Genomic DNA, 21,000 nt, shown 5'->3' on the forward strand with positions numbered 1-21,000 from the left:
TCACGTCGCTCCCACAGGAGGCACCAAGAACCCACAGCAGGCACCCCGAAGCCGGCGCCTCAGATGATCCGCAGCGTGATCGCCTTCAGCACGGCGCGGGTGCGGTCGCGGGTGCCGAGCTTGTCGAGGATGGTGGAGACGTAGTTCTTCACCGTGCCTTCGGCGAGGAACAGCGTGCGCGCGATCTCCTTGTTCGAGTAGCCGCCGGCGAGCAGGCGCAGGATGGCGACCTCGCGTTCGCTGAAGGTATCGGTGGGCGGCGCTTCATCGCGGAAACGGAAGCGCGCGCGGACCGGATCGGTGCTGACCGGCTGCAGCAGCGTGTCGCCGGCGGCCACGCGGCGGATGGCGTCGTGCAGGTCTTCCGGCGCGGCGTCCTTCAGCAGGAAGCCCTGCGCACCCGCTTCGGTGGCCCGCAGCAGCAGGTCACTGTCGTCGAAGGTGGTGAGCAGCAGGAACGGGGTGCGGTCGCCGCGTTCGCGCAGGCGGAGCAAGGCATCGATGCCGTCCACGCCGGGCATGCGGATGTCGCTCAGCACCACGTCCACCGGCTGCGACGCCAGCTTCGCCAGCAGGTCGGCGCCGTCGTCGGCCTCGAACACCGCCTCCACCTGCTGCGCCTTCAGCAGGGCGCGCAGGCCGGCGCGCACCAGCGCCTGGTCGTCCGCCAGGGCGACGCGCACGCTCATGCGGGCAGCCTCACGTCCAGGCGCAGGCCGCCGCTCGCGCTGCTGCCCAGCTGCACCTCGCCACCCAGGGCGGCCACGCGCTCGCGGATGCCCGAAAGCCCGTTGCCTTCGCGCAGGCCGCCCTTGAGGCGTCCGTCGTCTTCGATGCGCAGGCGCATGCCGGCGTCCTCCTTCGTCAATGACACGGTCAAGGTGTCCGCACCGGCGTGGCGCGCGGCGTTGGTCAGGCACTCCTGCAGGATGCGCAGCAGCGATTCGGCAACAGCAGGATCGTCGACCTTCACGCCGTCCTGGATGTGGAGGGCCAGCGACGGCCGCGGCAGCGGTGCCGCCAGTGCACGGATCGCCGTCTGCAGATCCAGTCCGCGCGCATCGCGCAGGGCCTGCACCACGTTGCGGATGTCGTCCAGCAGTTCGGTGGACAGTTGCTGCGCCACGCGGACCTCGTCGCGCGCGGCGAACACGGGGTCGCTGGCCAGCGCGCGCAGGTTGAGTTTCATCGCAGTGAGCTTGTGGCCGGCCACGTCATGCAGTTCGCGCGCCACGCGCAGGCGCTCGGCATCGCGCGCGCTGTCGGCCAGCAGGGCGCGGGTGGCCAGCAGGTCGGCGTTGACCAGCGCCAGCTGATGACGCGACTCCTCCGAGCTGCGCGCGTAATGCACGCACAGTCCGGCCAGCGCCTGGAACCCGATGTTGATCAGGGTCATCGTCAGGGGCGCACCGAACCGGTGGTGCACCATCAGCAGGTAGAAGGCCACGTTCAACACCAGCGCAGCACCCACGACCCAGCGTGGCGACAGCACGTTGACCGCGCACGCCACCCAGACCACCAGCAGCACCTGCGCGGTGCCCACACGCGGGGTCAGCCAGGCCAGCAGCAGGGCGAGGCCGGCCATGGCCACCAGTGCGACCCGTCGCTGCGGTCCCCACGTTTCGGGTGCCAGCGCGAACAGGAGGAATCCCAGCGCGTAAGCCGCCAATGCGGCGGCGGCGGCCGGGAGTACGTCCGCCGGCAGGAAGCGCAGGCCCAGCGACACCGCGGCCAGCGTGAACACGCCGGCAAGCGTCATGGGTTCGCGAAGTCGGGTCAGGGCCGTCCACATGCGCCCATGCTGTCGCCTGCCCCGCGCCGAGGCAATGGCTTCAGCGCAAGTGGTGACTTCCGGCAGGTCAGCCGGATGTCGTCAGAACGCGTCGCCCGGTACGCGCACGCTGCCTTCCATCAGCACGCGCGCACTGCGGCTCATCACCGCCTTGGTCACCACCCAGCTGCCGTCCGCCTGCTTGACGTCGGCACCGACGCGCAGCGTGCCGGAGGGATGTCCGAACACCAGCACCTCGCGCGTGCAGCCACCGGCCGCCGCATTGACCACGGTGCCCGGCACGGCGGCGGCGGTCGCAATGGCCACCGAGGCCGTGCCCATCATCGCGTGGTGCAGCTTGCCCATCGACATGGCACGCGCCAGCAGGTCGATGTCCGCCGCGTGCACGGGCTTGCCGCTCGACGACACGTAGTCCTTCGGCGGCGCGACGAAGGCGACCTTCGGCGTCAGCGGACGCTTGGCCGCGGCCGCGACATCGGCGACCAGGCCCATGCGGACCGCACCCTGCGCGCGGATCGCGTCGAGCTTCTCCAGCGCCGCTTTGTCCTCGTTGATCGCGCCCTGCAGCTCAGTGCCGTCGTAGCCCAGCGCCCCCGCCTCGACGAACACCACCGGCACGCCGGCATTGATCATCGTTGCCTTGAACACGCCCACGCCCGGCACGTCGAGATCGTCGACGAGGTTTCCGGTCGGGAACATGGCACCACCCCCGTCGCCATCGCCCTCGTCCGCCGGATCGATGAATTCCAGCTGCACTTCCGCGGCCGGGAAGGTAACCCCATCCAGCTCGAAGTCGCCGGTTTCCTGCACGTCCCCGTTCGTCACCGGCACATGGGCGACGATGGTCTTGCGGATGTTGGCCTGCCAGATGCGGACGGTGACCATGCCGCTGTCGGGAATGCGCGCCGCGTCGATGAAGCCGTTGGCGATGGCGAACGGGCCCACCGCCGACGACAGGTTGCCGCAGTTGCCGCTCCAGTCGATGAAGGCCTCGTTGATCGGCACCTGCCCGTACAGGTAATCCACGTCATGCCCGGGCATCGAACTCGCCGAGATGATGACCACCTTGCTGGTGCTCGACGTCGCCCCGCCCATGCCGTCGGTGTGCTTGCCATACGGATCGGGCGAACCGATCACGCGGCACAGCAGTGCATCGCGCCCCGGTCCCGGCACCTGCGCGCGTTCGGGCAGGTCCTGCAGGCGGAAGAACACGCCTTTCGACGTGCCGCCGCGCAGGTAGGTGGCGGGGATGCGGATCTGGGGGATGTGGGACATGGTGGGTACTCTTTTGGTGGGGCGTTCTTCTGCCGCCCTTTTCTGGAGCGGGCGGGTGCGCGTGCCGCGTCGGCGGCGCGCGGCATGGTTCATGGTTGCGCTGCAGGGAAGGGAGTCACCTCTGCCCACGGCAGCAGGTGCCGGCGGATCAAGTCGAGTGGGCGATGGTAGTTCCGGTAGCGTCCTTCACCGGCGGCCAGGGCGGGGTGCCTGAACATGCCGTCCCACTCCAGCAGGGCCGAGTCGGCGAAGGTGTAGCCGTTGTGTTCAAAGCCCATCCAGATGCCGAACTTGCGCTGGTTGAGCGAGGCCAGCAGGCTGCGGTCGCGGGTATTGGCCCACGCGAAGCCGGCGTGGAAGCCCGCCAGCTCGGCATCCACACCGTTTCCCTGCAGGCCGAGGTGGCCGCACAGGGCGGCGAACTGCATCAGGGCGCGTTCGTGCAGGCGGCGCAGGTTGTCGGCGTTGCCGGCCAGCACCAGCACCGCGCCGGTGGCGGCGTTGAGAAGTACGACGAACGGTTGCCGCTTCCAGGAGTCGATGTCGGCGTACCACTCGCCCAACGGGTTGGTGTGCGCTTCCGGTTCCGGCAACTTGGCGGGTTGCCGCAAGCGCTTGAGCAGTTTGCCCGTACAACGTAGGACGGTCATGCGACGCGGACCTGGCCGTTCATCAGCAGGGGGGAGCAGCCAGTCGCGAGGCCATCGATCAGGTCGCGGGTCTGTTGCTGGATGCTGGTTGGGTTCATGGGACTCAGTGGTAGTCGTCTTCGCGCTGGTGGCGAACGGCAATAACGGTCAACGTGCTATCTGCGCTGATTTCGTACAGCAGGACGTAGCCGGAATCACCAAACGGAACCAGCATCTCGCGCAGCAACGGGTTGTCGGTCTCCACCTTTCGGCAGGTAAAGGGGAACTGGCGAAGGAAGGCAACCCCTTTGTCGATGGCGACCAGAGCGCGCTGCGCTGCGGAGGTGTCGCGCTCCAGCATGAAACCGTACAACCTTCGCAGATCCTCGCGCGCCGCCCGCGTATAGCGGACCCGCCAGCTCAAGCAGCGCCCTTGTTCTTGGCTTTTGCCTTGGCGTCAACCAGCATTCCTCGCAGCTCTGCATGGACAACGTCTGCGTCGAAATACTCGCCCGTTCTCTTTGCCTCGTCGCGTGATGCCAGGCCACGGGCGATAAACTCAGCTCGATTCCGCCGACGATTCACTTCATCGCGCAGTGACTGCTCCATGAAACTGGACAGGCTTTCACCTTTGTTGAGCACGGACTCTGCCGCCTCGCGCAATTCGGGATCCACGCGCAGCGATGGCAAGTTGGCGGTTTTCATGGCGAGCTCCTGTCGCGTTGCGTTGCATTTGCAATGCGAAATCTAGCATGCGGCGGCGGGCACAACCAGCCCACCGCTGAGGCTCACTGCAGCGGCAACCGGCCCCGGGATTATTCAGCAACTGCTGGATCAGGCGACGGGTCCCGGCATCCGGTCCGGGCGGGCTGTTGCGGAAACTGCGCAACACGATGGGCGTGGCGCTGCGCTCGAAGAACGCCGGGTTGCCCAGCAAGGCCCGGTTGCCCAGCACGGCCTCATCCACGGCGTGCTTGATGCTGATCGGCGTCGCATGCCGCCGGGTCTGGCTGGCACCCGGGCGGCGTGATTCCACCAGGCGCTTGTGCACGCGCATCAACTTGCCGTCGCCACCTTAGCGGGCGGCCCGGTTGGCATTGGTGTTGTCCAGCGCTCGGGCCTGGCACTCCTGCCGGCATCGTAACCGACGGGGCTGCACGACCCGCGCCGCAAGAGGCGGGCTGCAAAGCGGGTCCAGGTCCAACGCCTCGGCGGGCGCACACCAGCGCCTCCCGCCCGCTCACGCCCCGTCCGGAATCTCCGGCTCCACCAGCTTCGCCAGCAGTTCCAGCGATTCCTGCCAGCCCTGGTAGCAGAAGTCGACCGGGATGGCGGCGGGGATGCCTTCCTGCACGACGTTGAGTTCGGTGCCGGCGATGCTCTTCTTCAGCGACACCGTCACCTGCATCTGGCCCGGCAGGCCGGGGTTGTCGAACTGGTCGGTGTAGCGGAGCAGCTCGTTCTCCACCAGTTCCACGTAGGTGCCCCCGAAGGAATGGCGGGTACCCGTGCCGAAGTTGGTGAACGACATGGTGTAGCCGCCGCCCACGCGCGCGTCCATCGCATGGACCTTGCCGGTGAAGCCGTGCGGCGGCAGCCACTTCACCATCGCGTCCGGATCGAGGAAGGCGCGGTAGACGCGCTCCGGCGGTGCGCGCAGCACGCGGTGCAGGCGGACGGTGCCGGGGGTGGGGGTGTCTGACATGATCGGTTTCCTGTGCGGTGGGTGTGCCGATGCGACGAACGGCTCAGGCCGCTTTCGACGCGTCCAGGAAATCCTGCGCGAACCGCTGCAGCACGCCGCCGGCTTCGTAGATCGACACCTCCTCGTCCGAGTCCAGTCGGCAGATCACCGGCACCTGCACCGTTTCGCCATTCGCCCGGTGGATCACCAGGGTCAGCTCGGCGCGCGGCCTGCGCTCGCCGATGACGTCGAACGTCTCGCTGCCGTCGATGCCCCAGGTCATTCGGGTGTCGCCCGGCCTGAACTCCAGCGGCAGCACGCCCATGCCGATCAGGTTGGTGCGGTGGATGCGCTCGAAGCCCTCGGCGACGATCGCTTCCACGCCGGCCAGCCGCACGCCCTTGGCGGCCCAGTCGCGCGAACTGCCCTGGCCGTAGTCGGCGCCGGCGATGATGACCAGCGGCTGCTTGCGCGCCATGTAGGTCTCGATGGCTTCCCACATGCGCACCACCTGCCCGTCCGGTTCGATGCGCGCCAGCGAGCCCTTCTTCACTTGACCATCGATCACCGCCATCTCGTTGACCAGCTGCGGATTGGCGAAGGTCGCGCGCTGCGCGGTGAGGTGGTCGCCGCGATGGGTGGCGTAGGAATTGAAGTCCTCTTCCGGCAGGCCCATCTTCGCCAGGTACTCGCCGGCCGCGCTCGTCGCGAGGATCGCGTTGGACGGCGACAGGTGGTCGGTGGTGATGTTGTCGCCCAGCACCGCCAGCGGGCGCATGCCGCGCAGCGTGCGTTCGCCGGCCAGCGCGCCTTCCCAGTACGGCGGACGGCGGATGTAGGTGCTCTGCGGACGCCACGCGTACAGCGGCTCGACCTTGCCGCCATGTTCGACGCGGACGTTGAACATGGGGTTGTAGACGGACCGGTACTGCTCCGGCTTGACGCTGGCCTTGACCACGGCGTCGATCTCCTCGTCGCTCGGCCACAGGTCCTTCAGCGTGACCGGATTGCCGTCGGCATCGATGCCCAGCGCGTCCTTCTCGATATCGAAGCGTACGGTGCCGGCGATGGCGTAGGCGATCACCAGCGGCGGCGACGCCAGGAACGCCTGCTTCGCATACGGGTGGATGCGGCCGTCGAAGTTGCGGTTGCCCGACAGCACGGCGGTCGCGTACAGGTCGCGGTCGATGATCTCCTGCTGGATCTTCGGGTCCAGCGCGCCGCTCATGCCGTTGCAGGTGGTGCACGCGAACGCGACGATGCCGAAGCCCAGCTTCTCCAGCTCGGGCAGCAGGCCCGACGCTTCGAGGTAAAGCTGCACGGCCTTGGAGCCCGGTGCGAGCGAGCTCTTCACCCACGGCTTGCGCACCAGGCCCTTCGCGTTGGCATTGCGCGCCAGCAGCGCGGCGGCGATGACGTTGCGCGGATTGGAGGTATTCGTGCACGAGGTGATCGCGGCGATGATCACCGCGCCGTCCGGCATCAGGCCCTGCGCTTCCTCGGCCCGGCCCGAGGCCAGCTTGGCCTCGTCGGCGATGCCGCGCTCGGCCAGCGCGCTGGTCGGCAGGCGCTTGTGCGGGTTGGACGGGCCGGCCATGTTGCGCACGACGGTGGACAGATCGAAGTGCAGCGTGCGTTCGTACTGCGCGGTCGCCAGGTCGTCAGCCCACAGGCCGGCGGCCTTCGCATAGGTTTCGACCAGCGCGACCTGCTCGTCGCTGCGGCCGGTCAGGCGCAGGTAGTCCAGCGTGTTGTCGTCGATGAAGAACATCGCCGCGGTCGCGCCGTACTCCGGCGCCATGTTCGAGATGGTCGCGCGGTCGCCGATGGTCAACGCCGCCGCACCTTCGCCGCGGAACTCGAGATAGGCACCGACGACCTTCGACTGGCGCAGGAATTCGGTCAGCGCCAGCACCACGTCGGTCGCGGTGATGCCGGGCTGCGGTCGGCCACCCAGCTCGACGCCCACGATGTCCGGCGCGCGCATCCACGACGCGCGGCCGAGCATGACGTTTTCCGCTTCCAGCCCGCCCACGCCCACGGCGATCACGCCCAGCGCGTCGACATGCGGCGTGTGGCTGTCGGTGCCGACGCAGGTGTCCGGGAAGGCCACGCCGTCCTGCACGTACACGACCGGCGACATCTTCTCCAGATTGATCTGGTGCATGATCCCGTTGCCCGGCGGAATCACGTCGACGTTCTTGAACGCCTGCTTGGTCCAGTCGATGAAGTGGAAGCGGTCCTCGTTGCGGCGGTCCTCGATCGCGCGGTTCTTGGCGAACGCGTCCGGGTCGTAGCCGCCGCACTCCACCGCCAGCGAGTGGTCGACGATCAGCTGCACCGGCACCACCGGGTTCACCTGCGCCGGATCGCCGCCCATGTCGGCGATGGCGTCGCGCAGGCCGGCCAGGTCGACCAGCGCGGTCTGGCCGAGGATGTCGTGGCAGACCACGCGCACCGGAAACCACGGGAAATCCAGGTCGCGCCGGCGCTCGATGAGCTGGCGCAGGTAGTCGTCGCGGCGCGCGGGATCGGCGCGGCGGACGATGTTCTCGGCATGCACGCGTGCCGTGTACGACAGCGTGGCCCAGGCGCCGGCCTGCAGGGCATCGACGGCGGCGCGCGCGTCGTAGTAGTCGAGCGTGGTGCCCGGGAGCGAGGTGCGGTAGTCGGTATTCATGGCGTGCCGTCGGCTGTGAACAGGTCGCGCGGCGCGATGCGCGCGCTATGGAGGCCATTATGCGCGCCGCGTCGCCGCAAACCTGTCCGCTTGCCGGACATCGCCGCGCATTCTCCCGATCCGTTGACGGTTTCCGTCAACATGCACGCCACGCCACGCGATGACACACGTGGCGGGTGCGGTGCGGTGCGCGGCTACGGCGACGCGAGCCGGATGCGGGCTTCGCGCAGTACCGTCGAGCCCTCGGCCGCGGCGACGCTTCGCGCATCGGCGCCCGGCACGGCCCGCGCCGTGGCGCCACGAATGCCCTGCCTGTCGAGCATGGCGACGACGCTTTCGGCGCGTGCGAGCGCAAGCGCCGCGTCGTTGCCGGCGTATCCGTCGACGGACACCTGGTTCACGCCCCAGCGCTGGAGTGCCCACGCGATGGCGTCCACCTGCGCAGTGCCCGCCGCATCCAGATCCGACTGGTCGTCGCCGAAGGCCACCGGCGGCAATGCCTGCAGCGCCGGCACCACCTGCACCTGCAGGGCGCCGGTGTCATCGGTCGCCAGCGCCTGTTCCAGGCGGCGCGCCTCGACGATGTCGAGGCCGGCCGTCCCGTTGAGCTGCCAGCGCGCCCGTTGCCCGCCTTCGAGGATCTCAAGCTGTCCGAAATGCGCGAGCACGCGCTGATGCATGGCTTCGCTCGCACGCGTGCCGGCGCTGCGCTGGGCCGCGTCGCGTTCGGCCACGCTCTGCAGGCGCAGCACGCTTTCGCGGAGCTGGGCGAGCGAGGCCTGTTCGCTTGCCAGCGCCTTCTCGTCGGCGGTCAGCAATTCGCGCAGCGACACCTCCACCGGCCGGCCGAGCACGCCTTCGAGCTTGCGCTCCAATTCGCGGTCCAGCTGCGGCCGGTGCCGGGGCACCAGCATTACCGCATCGACCCGCAGCGTCTCGTTGTTGCGGTCCACGCGCAGGGTGGTGACCTGGCCACCGTTGCTGCGCGCCGCTTCGTCCATGACGTTGCGGATGGTGCGCTCGGCCACGCCGCGCGCCGCGATGTCGCGCAGCGCCAGTCCCAGCGGCACCGACAGCAGCACGAACGTGCCCACGATCATCGTGGCCTGCCACGCGGTCTGCTTGGGCGAATCGTCGCCGCCGAACCGGTACCAGCGGGCCATGATGGTGACCGACAGCGCGATCGCCAGCAGGTTGGTCATGAACAGGAACAGTGCGCCGCCGGCGATGCTGGCGTTGAGGGTGGCGATGCCGAAGCCGACCACGGCCAGCGGCGGCATCAGCGCGGTCGCGATGGCCACGCCGACGATGGTCTCGCCCTTGCGGGTGATGGTGGCGTACGCGCCGGCCAGGCCGGAAAACACCGCGACCAGCAGGTCGAACAGGGTGGGTTCGGTACGGGCCAGGATTTCCGGCGTCGCTTCCTGCAGCGGCGAGACCAGGACGATCGCGGTCGCGGTCGCCAGGGCCACCGCGGTTCCCACCGCCAGCGTCTTCAGCGATTCGCGCAGGCTGCGGAAGTCGAACGTGGCCAGCGACATGCCCAGTTCGACGATCGGCCCCATCAGCGGGGAGATCAGCATCGCGCCGATGATGACGGCCACCGAGTTCTGCAACAGGCCCAGCGTGGCGATGCCGCAGGCCATGACGGTCATGAAGGCGTAGCGCGGGCCGAGTTGCCCGCCTTCGTCGACGTTGCGGAGCACCGCGACCCGGTCGACCTGCAGGTGCTCGCGCCGCCATTGGCGCAGCCAGCGCCACAGTGCTTCGGCAGAGGCCATCGCGAGAACTCCGTCACAGAACCGGCGCGCATCATACCAACGGCGGCCCGCCGCGAAGGTCGCGGCGAGCGGGTCGCTCGGCTCACTCGAAGACGAGGCGGCCCTTCATCATGTTCCAGTGGCCGGGGAACGAGCAGAAGAAGGTGTAGTCGCCGCCCTTGCGCAGGCGCGACGTCGGCAACACCACCTCGGTCGTCTGCCCGCCGCCGATCACCGGCGTATGCGCGAGCACCCGCGCGTCATTGCGCGGCACGTAGGCGTCGGCCAGCGTCATGCGCCCGCCGGCCAACCCGACCTCGCGGTGGTGGCGCGTCTCGGTCAGCACCCAGTTGTGCCCCATCGCCTGCGCCGGCATGCGACCCGTGTGCTTCAGCACCACCCGCAGCTGCGCACAGTCGCCGGGCACGCGGATCGTCTTCAGGTCGAAGGTCATCATGTCCGTCGCCTCGATCGTCACCACGCAGTTGCGGGCGAGAGCCGGCGCGGTCACGGACGAGAACGCCAGCAGGGCGAAAAGCGAAAGCGCTCGGGGCATGGCAGTACGTGCGAAGGAGGGACGGCGGATTGTAGAGCCGAGCTTGCTCGGCTGCTCTTCCGTCCCGGGCCGTGAGGGTGAATGCTTCCCGGAATCGATCACGCTCGACGCAGCGGGCAGACGCAGCGGAGCAAGCTCCGCTCCACGATCGCACACCCGTCAGACATCGCCGCCCTCGGCCCAGCCTTCGCCGGTGCCGCGGGTGTAGACCGTGTCGCCCTCGAGCACGTTGCCGGCGGGAATCGCGTCCTGGCTTTCCAGTCCCGCATAGATCGGCGTGAAGTCCGGCGCCGTGGCGTTCATCAGCTGCTCGAAGCTGTCGATGACGAAGTAGGTCTTCTGGAACGTGTCGATGCGGTAGCGCGTGCGCATGATCCGCTCCAGGTCGAAGCCGATGCGGTTGGGCGCGTCCGAATCCAGCGAGTACAGCGACTCGCCCTTGGACGACACGATGCCGGCGCCGTAGATGCGCAGGCCGTCGGGCGTGTCGATCAGGCCGAACTCCACCGTGTACCAGTACAGGCGGGTCAGGTGCTGCAACGCCTCGGGGCCGATGCCGTGCGCCTTCACGCCGCCCTTGCCGTACGCCTCCATGTACTCGGCGAACACCGGATTCATCAGCAGCGGCACGTGGCCGAACAGGTCGTGGAACAGGTCCGGTTCGGCGATGTAGTCGATCTGGTCGGGGCGGCGGATCCACCAGGTCACCGGGAAGCGGCGGTTGGCCAGGTGATCGAAGAACTCCAGCTCTGGCAGCAGGCCTTCCACGCCGACCAGCGTCCAGCCGGTGGTGGCGCGCAGCACCTCGTTCAGCGCATCGAAGCGCGGGATGCGGTCCGGGGTCATGCCCATGGCGTCCTGCGCCTGCAGGAACTCGTCACAGGCGCGGCCGACCAGCAGGGCGCGCTGGCGCGCGTACAGCGCCCCCCAGGTGGCGTGGTCGTCGGCCGGGTAGTCCGCCGGCTGGTCGACGATGGCGGTGGTGTAGACCGGCACGTAGCCCTTGTCGGTCTGCTGGTGCTCGACGCGGCGCGGCTCGTTCATGGCGGTTCCCCCGGGACGGACTGGTGAAGCCACGATGCTAGCGCCACCGCCGCGCAACAGGCTTGCAAAATTGCGCCTGTTCCGGCTGGTGGCGCAATGATCGTGCATGAACAGGTTATCCTGCGCAGCAAATGGCCGAATCGACCGCCCTCGACCGTACCGACCTGCGCCTGCTGGCCCTGCTGCAGCGCGACGGCCGCGCCACCAACGCCGACATCGCCGCCCAGGTGAACCTGTCGCCGTCGGCCTGCCTGCGCCGCATCCAGCGGCTGGAGGCGACGGGCGTGATCGCCGGCTATGCGGCCCGCGTCGACCCCCAGGCCATCGGCATGGGCCTGCAGGCCTTCGTCCGCGTGCAGCTGGAAAAGCACGACCCGGCCAGCGTCCAGCACTTCGGCGACAGCGTGCGGGCCTGGGACGAAGTGGTGGCCTGCTACGCCCTGACCGGCGACATGGACTACCTGCTGCACGTGGTGGTGCAGGACCTAGAGCACTTCTCGCGCTTCCTGCTGGACAACCTGCTCAACGCCAGCGGCGTGGCCGACGTGAATTCCAGCTTCGTGCTGCGCGCGGTCAAGACCGACGCCGGCCTGCCGCTGCCGAAGGCCTGACGCGGACATCGGCTGTCCGCATCGCGTGCTACAACGCGTCCCCCCTTTCGGAGATCCCCCATGTACGGACTGATCGGCAAGATGCGCGCCACGCCCGGCCAGCGCGACACCCTGCTCGCGATCCTGCTGGACGGCACCGACGCCATGCCCGGTTGCCTGAGCTATGTCATCGCGCAGGACCCCGCCGACGCCGACGCGATCTGGATCACCGAAGTCTGGACCGATGCGGCCAGCCACAAGGCCTCACTGTCGCTGCCCGCCGTGCAGCAGGCCATCGCGAAGGCACGGCCGCTGATCGCCGGCTTCGACAGCCATGTCGAGACCGTGCCAGTGGGCGGGCAGGGGTTGCCGTCTCCGCACTGAGAGAACGCAGCGTCGTTGTGGGAGCGACGTAAGTCGCGATGAACCATCGCGGATCTGTTTTCGCGACTGACGTCGCTCCCACCAACGCCATTTGCGCTTCGCTCGGCCTAGACTGCCGCATGGATCTTTTCTCCCGCTCCTGGCAACGCGCATGGACCGGCATCGGCGCAGCCGGCGACGGCAGCGCGCTGTTCGCGCAGCTGAAGGCGGCCTACGCCGAACCGCAGCGCCACTACCACACGCTGCAGCACCTCGGCGAATGCCTGTCCGCGTTCGACGCGGCACGCACGCTGGCAGCGCACCCGGACGAGGTGGAACTGGCGCTGTGGTTCCACGACGCGATCTACGACATCAAGGGCCACGACAACGAGCAGCGCAGTGCCGACTGGGCGCGCGAGGCGTTGCGCGATGCCGGCGTGGCAGGCGCAGCGGCGCAGCGCGTGCACGACCTGGTCATGGCGACGCGGCATACCGCCGTTCCCTCAGGCCATGACGAACGACTGCTGGTCGACATCGACCTGTCGATCCTTGGCGCGGAACGCACGCGCTTCGACGAATACGAGCAGCAGATCCGCAGGGAATACGCCTACGTCCCCGGCTTCCTGTTCCGGCGCAAGCGGCGCGAAATCCTGAAGGGCTTCCTCGACCGTCCCGCGATCTACAGCACGCCATATTTCCATGACGCGCTCGAGGCGCGGGCGCGCGACAACCTGCGCCGCGTGACCGGCTGACGCGCTGGCTTATTGCTTGACCGGTTGCCCGGCGGCGTCGCACGTCACGTCGCGGCCGAACAGGCGGCCCAGCCGCGAGGGTTCTTCCAGGCAGCGCGGGTCCGGCTTCGGCGGTGCGTGCTTCGCCGCATGCGCGGCGGTGCGGGTGCGTTGCAGCTCGGCCATCTTCGCCTTGATCTGCGGCATCGCCGCCAGCGCGGCGCGCTCGCCTTCGAGGATGGCGTTGTTCTTCTGCTCGAAGTCGGCCGGCCCGATGTCGTTGACCTTCGGGCGGATGACGATGTCGGCGCGCGCCAGCTCCTGTTCACCCAGGCGCTGGCCCATGATGCCGATGGACTGGTTGACGATGCCCAGCATGCTGCCGGGCTTGGTGCCGGGCGCCTTGGTGGAGATGTCCACCGCGATGACGAAATCCGCGCCCAGCTGGCGCGCCGCATCCACCGGTACCGGGCTGACCACGCCGCCGTCCACGTAGCTGGCCTTGCCGATGACGACGGGCTCGAACACGCCCGGGATGCTGCTCGACGCGCGCACCGCCTGGCCGGTGTTGCCGCGCACGAACACCGTACGCTCGCCGTTCTCCAGTTGTGTGGACACGGCGGCGAACGGCTTCTTCAACTGCTGGATGGTGCGCTTGCCGACCAGGTCGTTGACGTAGTCCTGCAGCTTCTGGCCCTGCACCAGGCCGCCGGAGAACAGCCGCACGTCGCGGATCTTCGCCTCGTCCAGCGCGAAGGCGGTCTTCTGCATCTGGAACGGGTCCATGCCGCTGGCGTACAGCGCGCCGACCACGCTGCCGGCGCTGGTGCCGGAGACGACGACCGGTTCGATGCCGTTGGCTTCCAGCATCTTGATCACGCCGATATGCGCGAAGCCCTTCGCCGCACCGCCACCCAGTGCAATGCCGACTTTCAGCTTGGGCGCGGGCGGCACCGTCGCGACCGGGACCGGCGGCGGCGCGGGCCTGACGTTGTCGCCGCCACACGCGGCCAGCAGTACGGCACAGCAGGCGAACAGGAAGGGACGCGAACGACGGATCAGGCGCATGGGGGCGAGGCAGGGGAGGGCAACGAGCGGCGGAGCATACCGTGCGCGGTCGCAACCAGCGCCAACCGTGGCCATCGCCCAAGGCGCTCGGGTACCGCCCGGCCGTCGACACGTACCCCGTGCGGAACGTACCCGGGAGACCGCGGCCGTATGGAAAGCCGGGGTTGCAGGGCGACTTGCCCGGCCTTCGTCCGAAGCGGGACTTCCGGCCATTGCTCCCCCTGTTGCTGTAATGCAACATTCGCGTGCTAGCGCCGCCCGGCGCCCGACTCCCACCCACCCGGAAAGCCACCGCCATGTCCCCAGTCCGCCCGGCCGCCGTCCGGCCGCATCGCCTCGCCTTTGCCATCGCCGCGCTGCTGCCCTTCGGCACCGCCCTCGCCCAGGACGCCGCCACTACGGCCGAGAAGGATGCCGCCACGCTCGACACCGTGCAGGTCACCGCGCAGCGCAAGGTCGAGAACATCCAGGACGTGCCGGTCTCCATCAGCACGATCAATGGCGAACAGCTCGGCGTGCTGGCCTCTGGCGGCACCGACATCCGCTTCCTGTCCGGCCGCGTGCCCAGCCTGAACATCGAATCCTCGTTCGGCCGCGCGTTCCCGCGCTTCTACATCCGCGGCTACGGCAACACCGACTTCCGCCTCAACACCTCGCAGCCGGTGTCGCTGGTGTACGACGACGTGGTGCAGGAAAACCCCATCCTGAAGGGCTTTCCGCTGTTCGACCTGGAGCAGGTCGAAGTGCTGCGCGGCCCGCAGGGCTCGCTGTTCGGCCGCAACACGCCCGCCGGCGTGGTGAAGTTCGAGTCGGCCAAGCCGACGCAGGAAACCAGCGGCTACGGCAAGGTCGGCGTGGGCAGCGACAACATGTGGAACCTGGAAGGCGCCGTCGGCGGCGCGCTGAGCGCGAACTGGTCCGCCCGCGCGTCGGTGCTCTACCAGCGTCGCGACGACTGGGTCGAGAACACCTATCCCGGCCCGAACGATGGCTTCGAGGGGTATGACGAATCCGCCGGCCGCGTGCAGTTCCTGTACGAGGGCGACGGTTTCGAGGCGCTGCTCAATGCGCATGCGCGCAAGCTCAACGGCACCGCGCGCCTGTTCCGCGCCAACATCATCGATCCGGGCACCAACAACTTCGTCCCCGGCTTCGACGAGGACAAGGTCTCGCAGGATGGCCTGAACTACTCCGAGCTGGAGTCGCAGGGCGCCAGCGCGCGGCTCAACTGGGACGTCGGCGACTACAAGCTGTACTCGATCACCGGCTACGAGAGCGTCGAGACGATCAACCGCGGCGACATCGACGGCGGCACGCCTGCCGGCCCAGGGGTCATCCCGTTCGCCTCCGAGACCGCCGACGGCATTCCCGACCACTCGCAGTGGACGCAGGAATTCCGCATCGAATCCGAATACGCCGGTCCGTGGAACTGGCAGGCGGGCGTGTTCTATTTCAAGGAAGACTACCGCGTCGAAAGCTTCAGCTACGACTCGACCAACGCAAGCGTGCAGGACGGCTACCAGCGCATCCGCCAGACCAACGACGCGTGGGCGGTGTTCGGTGCGGCGACCTGGCAGGCGACCGACAAGCTGGAACTGCGCGCGGGCCTGCGCTACACGGTCGACGAGAAGAAGCTGACGTCCGAGGATTACTGGAACACCGGTTTCGCCGCCTGCATTGGTCCCACGCTCGGGTTCCTTCCGCCGCCGATCCGGTGCACGCAACAGGACCTGATCGCGGCTGAGCCCGATGGCGATCTCTCCGCATCGCCGGAAGACAAGAAGTTCAACTGGGACCTGTCGGCGACCTACGCGGTCAGCGACGACATCAACCTGTACGCGCGCGCGGCTACCGGCTTCCGCGGCAGCAGCATCCAGGCCGCCGGTGCGTTCAACGGCAAGTCCGTCGCCGGTCCTGAAACCGTCACCTCGGTCGAGACCGGCATCAAGGCCGACTTCTGGGACAAGCGTGCGCGCATGAGCGCGGGCGTCTTCTACTACCGCGTCAAGGACCAGCAGCTGACGGCCGTCGGTGGCGCCGCCAACGCCAACATCCTGCTCAATGCCGAGAAGTCGGTGGGCAAGGGCTTCGAGCTTGATATGCAGGCCTACGTGCTCGACAACCTGCTGCTCACGCTGGGCAGCAGCTACAACGACACCGAGATCCAGGACAACGACCTGGCCGTGGCGGTCTGCGCCGCCTGCACCGTCACCGATCCGCGCAACGTGGGCGGGCTGGCGCTGATCGACGGCAACCAGCTGCCGCAGGCGCCGAAGTGGGTGCACAACCTGACCGCCCGCTACAGCTTCGGCCTGGGCGATGGCAGCGAACTGTATGTCTACACCGACTGGGCCTACCGCAGCGAAGTGAACTTCTTCCTGTACGACTCCGTCGAGTTCACCGGCAAGTCGTCGCTGGAAGGTGGCCTGCGCGTCGGTTACGGCTGGGGCTACGGCGATTACGAAGTGGCCCTGTTCGGCCGCAACATCACCGACCAGCGCCGCATCGTCGGCGGCATCGACTTCAACAACCTGACCGGTTTCATCAACGAGCCGCGTACGGTGGGCGTGGAGTTCAGCGCGAAGTTCTGATCCACACAGAAGCGCAATCGACACACGGGCGCCGCAGGGCGCCCGTGTTGTATGTAGCGTGCGCCATGCGCACGACCTCATGATCCCCGGGAAACACCGCAGTCGTGCGCATGGCGCACGCTATGTGCACGAGCCGTCCCTCGTGGGAGCGACGTGAGTCGCGAAAGGGCGCGATCCTTCACTCGCACGAAGAAAAGGCAGACCAGTACGGCCTGCCTTTTCCCTGTGCCTCATCGACAGCATGCCTCGTTCGCGACTCACGTCGCTCCCACAGGAGGCATCAGGATGTCGGTGGCTCGCGAGGAGGGAAGCGCAGCACCACGCCACGCTGTTCTTCTTCCGGATGTTCCGGGCGCACCCACAGCAGCGGGACTTCGCGCGGCGCCGGCAGTTCGAGTTCGTCGTTGCTGCGAGCGGCGGCTTCTTCTTCCTCGATCTCCCAGCTGTACTTCTTCTTCGGCAACGCCGGGTCCAGGCGACGGAACAGGAACGCTGCGATCAGTCCCGCCACCGCGCCGCCCAGGTGCGCCTGCCACGACACGCCGGCTTCGCGCGGCAGGATGGTCAGCACCATGCCGCCGTAGAACAGGAAGGCGATCATGCCGGCCGCGATCGCCGCGCGGTCGCGGCGCAGCAGGCCCAGCATGAAGATCATGAACATCAGGCCGTGGGTCAGGCCGCTGGCACCGAGCGTGTGTGTGCCCGGATCGGCCAGCAGCCACGGGCCGAGGCCCGCCCCCAGCCACACCAGCGGGATCGCCCACAGCGTCGCGCGCGGATAGACCGCGCCGGCCAGCGTGCCGAGGATCAGCAGCGCCGATGCGTTGGCGGCGATGTGTTCCAGCGAACCGTGCAGCAGCGGTGCGGTGAGGATGCCGAGCAGGCCCTCCACCGACAGCGGTGCGATGGTGAACGCCCGCACGTCGAAACTGTTCTGCGCGGAATACACCATCGCCAGCACCAGCACGAAGGCCAGGCTCAGGTTGAGCGCGCGCAGCAGGCGCTGGCGGTCGTAGCGCTGCTGGGTGTCCGGGTCGAACGCCGGGTCGTCGGGGTGCAGGTCCATGGTCCAGTTCTGGCGACGCCCGGCGCGAATGCAAGTCCGGGCCACGATGGACAGACCATCCCGTGGGCGGGATGGTCTGCCGGCATCGCGTCAGGCGGCCGGGTCGGCCTTCTGCGGCCGCGCCAGGCTCAGCGCGACGGTGATGCCCAGGATCGCCGCCACCGTGCCCAGCGCCCACGGCACCGGGATCTTGTACACGTCGATCAGCAGCATCTTGGTGCCGATGAAGCCCAGCACCACCGCCAGGCCGTACGGCAGCAGGTGGAAGCGGTCGGCCATGCCGGCCAGCAGGAAGAACATCGCGCGCAGGCCCAGCACCGCGAACACGTTGGAGGTCAGCACGATGAACGGGTCCGAGGTGATCGCGAAGATCGCCGGGATGCTGTCCACCGCGAAGATCACGTCGGTCACGCCGATCAGCACCAGCACCACGAACAGCGGCGTGTACCAGCGCACGCCGTTCTCACGCACGCTCAGGGCCGCGCCGCGGTAACCGTCGGTGAGCTTCAGGTGATTGCGCATCCAGCGCAGCGCGGGGTTCTTCTCCAGGTCCGGTTCCTGGCCGGCGGCAAACCACATCTTGATGCCGGTCAGCAGCAGGAACGCGCCGAACACATAGAGCAGCCAGTGGAACTTCGCCAGCAGCGCGGCACCGGCGAAGATCAGGATGCTGCGCAGGACGATGGCACCCAGGATGCCGATCACCAGCACGCGCTGGCGCTGTTCCTCCGGCACCGCGAAATAGGTCATCACCATCAGGAACACGAAGATGTTGTCGACTGCCAGCGCCTTCTCGACCAGATAGCCGGTCAGGAACTCCAGGCCCACGCGGTTGGCTTCGACCAGCCCCGCCGTCTCGTTGACGTACCACCACAGGGCGCCATTGAAGACCATCGCCAGCGCGATCCAGCCCAGGCTCCACCAGGTCGCTTCCTTGAACGTCACCTTGTGCGCGCCGCCGTGGCGCATCAGCACCAGATCGACCAGCAGCGCGATCACCACCAAGCCGCCGAAGCCGGCCCACAACCAGGGGTTGCCTATCGTTTCCATCGAGATTCCCGAAAAAAGTGGAGGACAGCCGCGGGCGCGGACATCTCGGAACCGGGAAACGGGGATCCGGGGTATGCCTTCGCCATCGCGGCGAAGGTCTCGCTCACAGCCCGTTGGGCTGCCGTGGGACCGGAGCATCGCTGCTCGAAATGACGGCCGGCACGTTGGGAGCTACTCCCCTTCTGCGGCGAATTGTCCGGGCGGCGCCCGGCGCGGTCAACCGGGCAGGTAAAATGCCGTTCATGAATACGCCCAACCCGACCGTACGCCTGAAGAACGCCTGGCGTTCCAGCCACCCGTGGATCTTCCAGAAACTGGTCGAGAAGCCCGCCGCCAAGCCCAAGCCGGGCACGGTGGTCGAGGTGGTCGGCGTGGATGGCGAGTGGATCGGCCGCGGCTTCTACAACGGCCACTCGCGCATCGCCGTGCGCATCCTGGAGACCCACCCGGACATCCCGATCGACGCCGGCTGGTTCTCGCGCAAGATCGCTGCCGCCGTCTCGCTGCGCCGCGACGTGCTGAAGCTGGACGCCATCAGCGATGCCTGGCGCGTGGTGCATGCCGAAGGCGACGGCCTGTCCGGCCTGGTCGTGGACCGCTACGGCGACCTGATCGTGGTGGAGTTCTTCGCTGCCGGCATGTTCCGCCATCGCGAATGGATCTACGAGGCGCTGCGCGAGCAGTTCCCCGGTTGCCGCTTCCACAGCTTCGCCGACGAGCACGTGCAGAAGCAGGAGAGCTTCGAGTTCCACGGCAACACCACCACCGAAGCGTCGGTGATCACCGAGTACGGGGTGAAGTTCCGCGCCGACCCGGCCGGCGCGCACAAGACCGGTTTCTTCGCCGACCAGCGCGAGAACCGCGAATGGCTCAGCCGGCAGGTGGAAGGCAAGAGCGTGCTCGACCTGTGCTGCAACACCGGCGGCTTCGCGGTGTATGCGGCGGCGCGCGGCGCGGCCGAGGTGGTCGGCGTGGACATCGACCAGGACGTTATCCAGATCGCCAAGGGCAACGCCAAGCTCAACAACGCGCGGCCCAAGTTCGTGCAGGCCGACATCTTCCCGTACCTGCGCGATGCGGCGAACCGCGGCGAGCAGTACGACGTGGTGATCCTGGACCCGGCCAAGATGACGCGCGACCGCGAGCAGGTGATCGCCGCGCTGAAGAAATACCTCGACATGAACAAGCTGGCGCTGGGCGTGGTGAAGCCGGGCGGGCTGTTCGCGACGTTCTCGTGCACCGGCCTGGTCAGCGAGGAGCAGTTCCTCGACATGCTGCGCCGTGCCGCCTACTTCTCCGGCCGCACCATCCAGATCCTCAAGGTCGCCGGTGCCGGTCCCGACCATCCCTTCATGGCGCACGTGCAGGAATCGCGCTACCTGAAGGCGGTGTTCTGCCGCGTGGTGGACTGAGCATGCGCGGCCGGCGGATCGTATCGATCCTGCTGGCCGCACTGGCATCCGGCTGTGCCTCCACGCCGGCCGCCCCCTGGCAGTCGCTCGCGGATACCGCGCAATGGCGCAGCGTCGGCGCGTCCACGCTGGATGCGCGCTGGCAGGCAAGCGACGGCGAGCTCGCGCTGACGGCGGCGGGGGGCGGCGACATCATCAGCGTCGCGGCCTATGACGACTTCGAACTGGAACTGGCATGGCGCCTGCCTGCGGGCGGCAACAGCGGGCTGTTCTATCGCGCCGTCGATGCGTCACCGGTGTGGGCGCGCGCGGTGGAGTACCAACTGCTCGACGACCGGGACGCCGAGGATCGCGTCATCCCCAGCCATCGGGCCGGTGCCGTGTACGACCTGATCGCACCGGCGCGCGACGTATTGCGTCCGATCGATGAGTACAACGAAACGCGCATCGTCGCCTGCGGCCCGCGCGTGGAGCACTGGCTCAATGGCGTGCGTGTCGCGGCGTACGATCTGGACAGCGACGATTGGCGCCGGCGCGTGGCGGCGAGCAAGTTCGCCGGCCAGCCGGAGTTCGCCAAGGCGCGCCGCGGCCATCTCGCCTTGCAGGACCATGGCAACCCCGTGCACCTGCGCAAGATGCGCATTCGCGCGCTGGGTCCAGAGTGCAAGCCGGCTTCACTGTAGGAGCGACGTCAGTCGCGACCACACGC

At 68.1% G+C, this 21,000-nt stretch carries 20 protein-coding genes; 6 read left to right on the plus strand and 14 right to left on the minus strand.

Translation table 11 applies throughout. The features are described 5' to 3' along the window. Window positions 1–59 precede the first annotated feature (59 nt). The 11 genes from MMG85_RS10135 to phhA form a co-directional block, all read right to left on the minus strand. Entirely contained in the window at window positions 60–689 is a 630-nt protein-coding gene (locus tag MMG85_RS10135; RefSeq protein WP_241045935.1) for a response regulator transcription factor, read from the minus strand. Next, on the minus strand, window positions 686–1,792 hold the full coding sequence (locus MMG85_RS10140; RefSeq protein ID WP_241045936.1) for a histidine kinase: 1,107 nt from the start codon (window positions 1,790–1,792) through the stop codon (window positions 686–688). The genes MMG85_RS10135 and MMG85_RS10140 overlap by 4 nt, the downstream gene beginning before the upstream one ends. An 81-nt stretch (window positions 1,793–1,873) precedes the next feature. Continuing rightward, the gene (gene prpF / locus MMG85_RS10145) at window positions 1,874–3,067 is read right to left on the minus strand and encodes a 2-methylaconitate cis-trans isomerase PrpF (RefSeq protein ID WP_241045937.1); all 1,194 of its coding nucleotides are present in this window, start codon (window positions 3,065–3,067) and stop codon (window positions 1,874–1,876) included. A gap of 89 nt (window positions 3,068–3,156) precedes the next feature. After that, window positions 3,157–3,717 carry a hypothetical protein gene (locus tag MMG85_RS10150; RefSeq protein ID WP_241045938.1) on the minus strand — a complete coding sequence of 187 codons (561 nt, stop codon included), beginning with the start codon at window positions 3,715–3,717 and terminating at the stop codon, window positions 3,157–3,159. Window positions 3,718–3,820: 103 nt separating this feature from the next. Next, window positions 3,821–4,120 carry a type II toxin-antitoxin system RelE/ParE family toxin gene (locus tag MMG85_RS10155; RefSeq protein WP_241045939.1) on the minus strand — a complete coding sequence of 100 codons (300 nt, stop codon included), beginning with the start codon at window positions 4,118–4,120 and terminating at the stop codon, window positions 3,821–3,823. Next, window positions 4,117–4,401, minus strand: coding sequence for a YlcI/YnfO family protein (locus MMG85_RS10160; protein ID WP_241045940.1), 285 nt, complete (start codon window positions 4,399–4,401; stop codon window positions 4,117–4,119). The genes MMG85_RS10155 and MMG85_RS10160 overlap by 4 nt, the downstream gene beginning before the upstream one ends. Window positions 4,402–4,936: 535 nt before the next feature. Further along, a complete protein-coding gene (locus MMG85_RS10165; RefSeq protein ID WP_241045941.1) occupies window positions 4,937–5,401 on the minus strand; it encodes an SRPBCC family protein in 465 nt (154 codons plus the stop codon). A gap of 43 nt (window positions 5,402–5,444) precedes the next feature. After that, window positions 5,445–8,060, minus strand: a complete 2,616-nt coding sequence (acnD, locus tag MMG85_RS10170) for a Fe/S-dependent 2-methylisocitrate dehydratase AcnD (RefSeq protein ID WP_241045942.1) — start codon at window positions 8,058–8,060, stop codon at window positions 5,445–5,447. Between the two features lie 194 nt (window positions 8,061–8,254). Beyond that, a complete protein-coding gene (locus tag MMG85_RS10175) occupies window positions 8,255–9,841 on the minus strand; it encodes a TIGR00341 family protein (RefSeq protein ID WP_241045943.1) in 1,587 nt (528 codons plus the stop codon). A gap of 82 nt (window positions 9,842–9,923) precedes the next feature. Then, window positions 9,924–10,376, minus strand: a complete 453-nt coding sequence (gene azu, locus MMG85_RS10180; protein WP_241045944.1) for an azurin — start codon at window positions 10,374–10,376, stop codon at window positions 9,924–9,926. Between the two features lie 159 nt (window positions 10,377–10,535). Next, on the minus strand, window positions 10,536–11,420 hold the full coding sequence (gene phhA / locus MMG85_RS10185) for a phenylalanine 4-monooxygenase (protein WP_241045945.1): 885 nt from the start codon (window positions 11,418–11,420) through the stop codon (window positions 10,536–10,538). A 131-nt stretch (window positions 11,421–11,551) separates the two neighbouring features. On the opposite strand from phhA, the gene MMG85_RS10190 reads away from it, so the two are divergent. The 3 genes from MMG85_RS10190 (at window position 11,552) to MMG85_RS10200 (ending at window position 13,125) form a co-directional block, all read left to right on the plus strand. Then, window positions 11,552–12,031 carry an Lrp/AsnC family transcriptional regulator gene (locus tag MMG85_RS10190; protein WP_055938612.1) on the plus strand — a complete coding sequence of 160 codons (480 nt, stop codon included), beginning with the start codon at window positions 11,552–11,554 and terminating at the stop codon, window positions 12,029–12,031. A gap of 60 nt (window positions 12,032–12,091) precedes the next feature. After that, entirely contained in the window at window positions 12,092–12,394 is a 303-nt protein-coding gene (locus tag MMG85_RS10195; protein ID WP_241045946.1) for a putative quinol monooxygenase, read from the plus strand. A 119-nt stretch (window positions 12,395–12,513) separates the two neighbouring features. Further along, window positions 12,514–13,125 carry an N-methyl-D-aspartate receptor NMDAR2C subunit gene (locus MMG85_RS10200; RefSeq protein ID WP_241045947.1) on the plus strand — a complete coding sequence of 204 codons (612 nt, stop codon included), beginning with the start codon at window positions 12,514–12,516 and terminating at the stop codon, window positions 13,123–13,125. 9 nt (window positions 13,126–13,134) lie between these two features. Here the strand turns inward: MMG85_RS10200 and MMG85_RS10205 are convergent, their stop codons facing one another. Further along, window positions 13,135–14,172 (minus strand): patatin-like phospholipase family protein, encoded by a 1,038-nt coding sequence (locus tag MMG85_RS10205; protein ID WP_241045948.1) that lies wholly within the window; start codon window positions 14,170–14,172, stop codon window positions 13,135–13,137. A 296-nt stretch (window positions 14,173–14,468) separates the two neighbouring features. Here MMG85_RS10205 and MMG85_RS10210 point away from each other — a divergent pair, with 296 nt between their 5' ends. Further along, window positions 14,469–16,763, plus strand: coding sequence for a TonB-dependent receptor (locus MMG85_RS10210; protein WP_241045949.1), 2,295 nt, complete (start codon window positions 14,469–14,471; stop codon window positions 16,761–16,763). Window positions 16,764–17,043: 280 nt separating this feature from the next. Here the strand turns inward: MMG85_RS10210 and MMG85_RS10215 are convergent, their stop codons facing one another. Further along, complete coding sequence (locus tag MMG85_RS10215) at window positions 17,044–17,829, minus strand: rhomboid family intramembrane serine protease (protein WP_241045950.1); 786 nt, start codon at window positions 17,827–17,829, stop codon at window positions 17,044–17,046. 90 nt (window positions 17,830–17,919) lie between these two features. Further along, a complete protein-coding gene (locus MMG85_RS10220) occupies window positions 17,920–18,879 on the minus strand; it encodes a TerC family protein (protein ID WP_241045951.1) in 960 nt (319 codons plus the stop codon). A 242-nt stretch (window positions 18,880–19,121) separates the two neighbouring features. On the opposite strand from MMG85_RS10220, the gene MMG85_RS10225 reads away from it, so the two are divergent. After that, on the plus strand, window positions 19,122–20,291 hold the full coding sequence (locus MMG85_RS10225; RefSeq protein ID WP_241045952.1) for a class I SAM-dependent rRNA methyltransferase: 1,170 nt from the start codon (window positions 19,122–19,124) through the stop codon (window positions 20,289–20,291). 2 nt (window positions 20,292–20,293) lie between these two features. Beyond that, entirely contained in the window at window positions 20,294–20,974 is a 681-nt protein-coding gene (locus MMG85_RS10230) for a DUF1080 domain-containing protein (RefSeq protein ID WP_241045953.1), read from the plus strand. The last annotated feature ends 26 nt before the right edge of the window (window positions 20,975–21,000 follow it).

It is taken from the genome of Pseudoxanthomonas sp. LH2527 (assembly GCF_022539275.1).
GTDB lineage: Bacteria > Pseudomonadota > Gammaproteobacteria > Xanthomonadales > Xanthomonadaceae > Pseudoxanthomonas_A.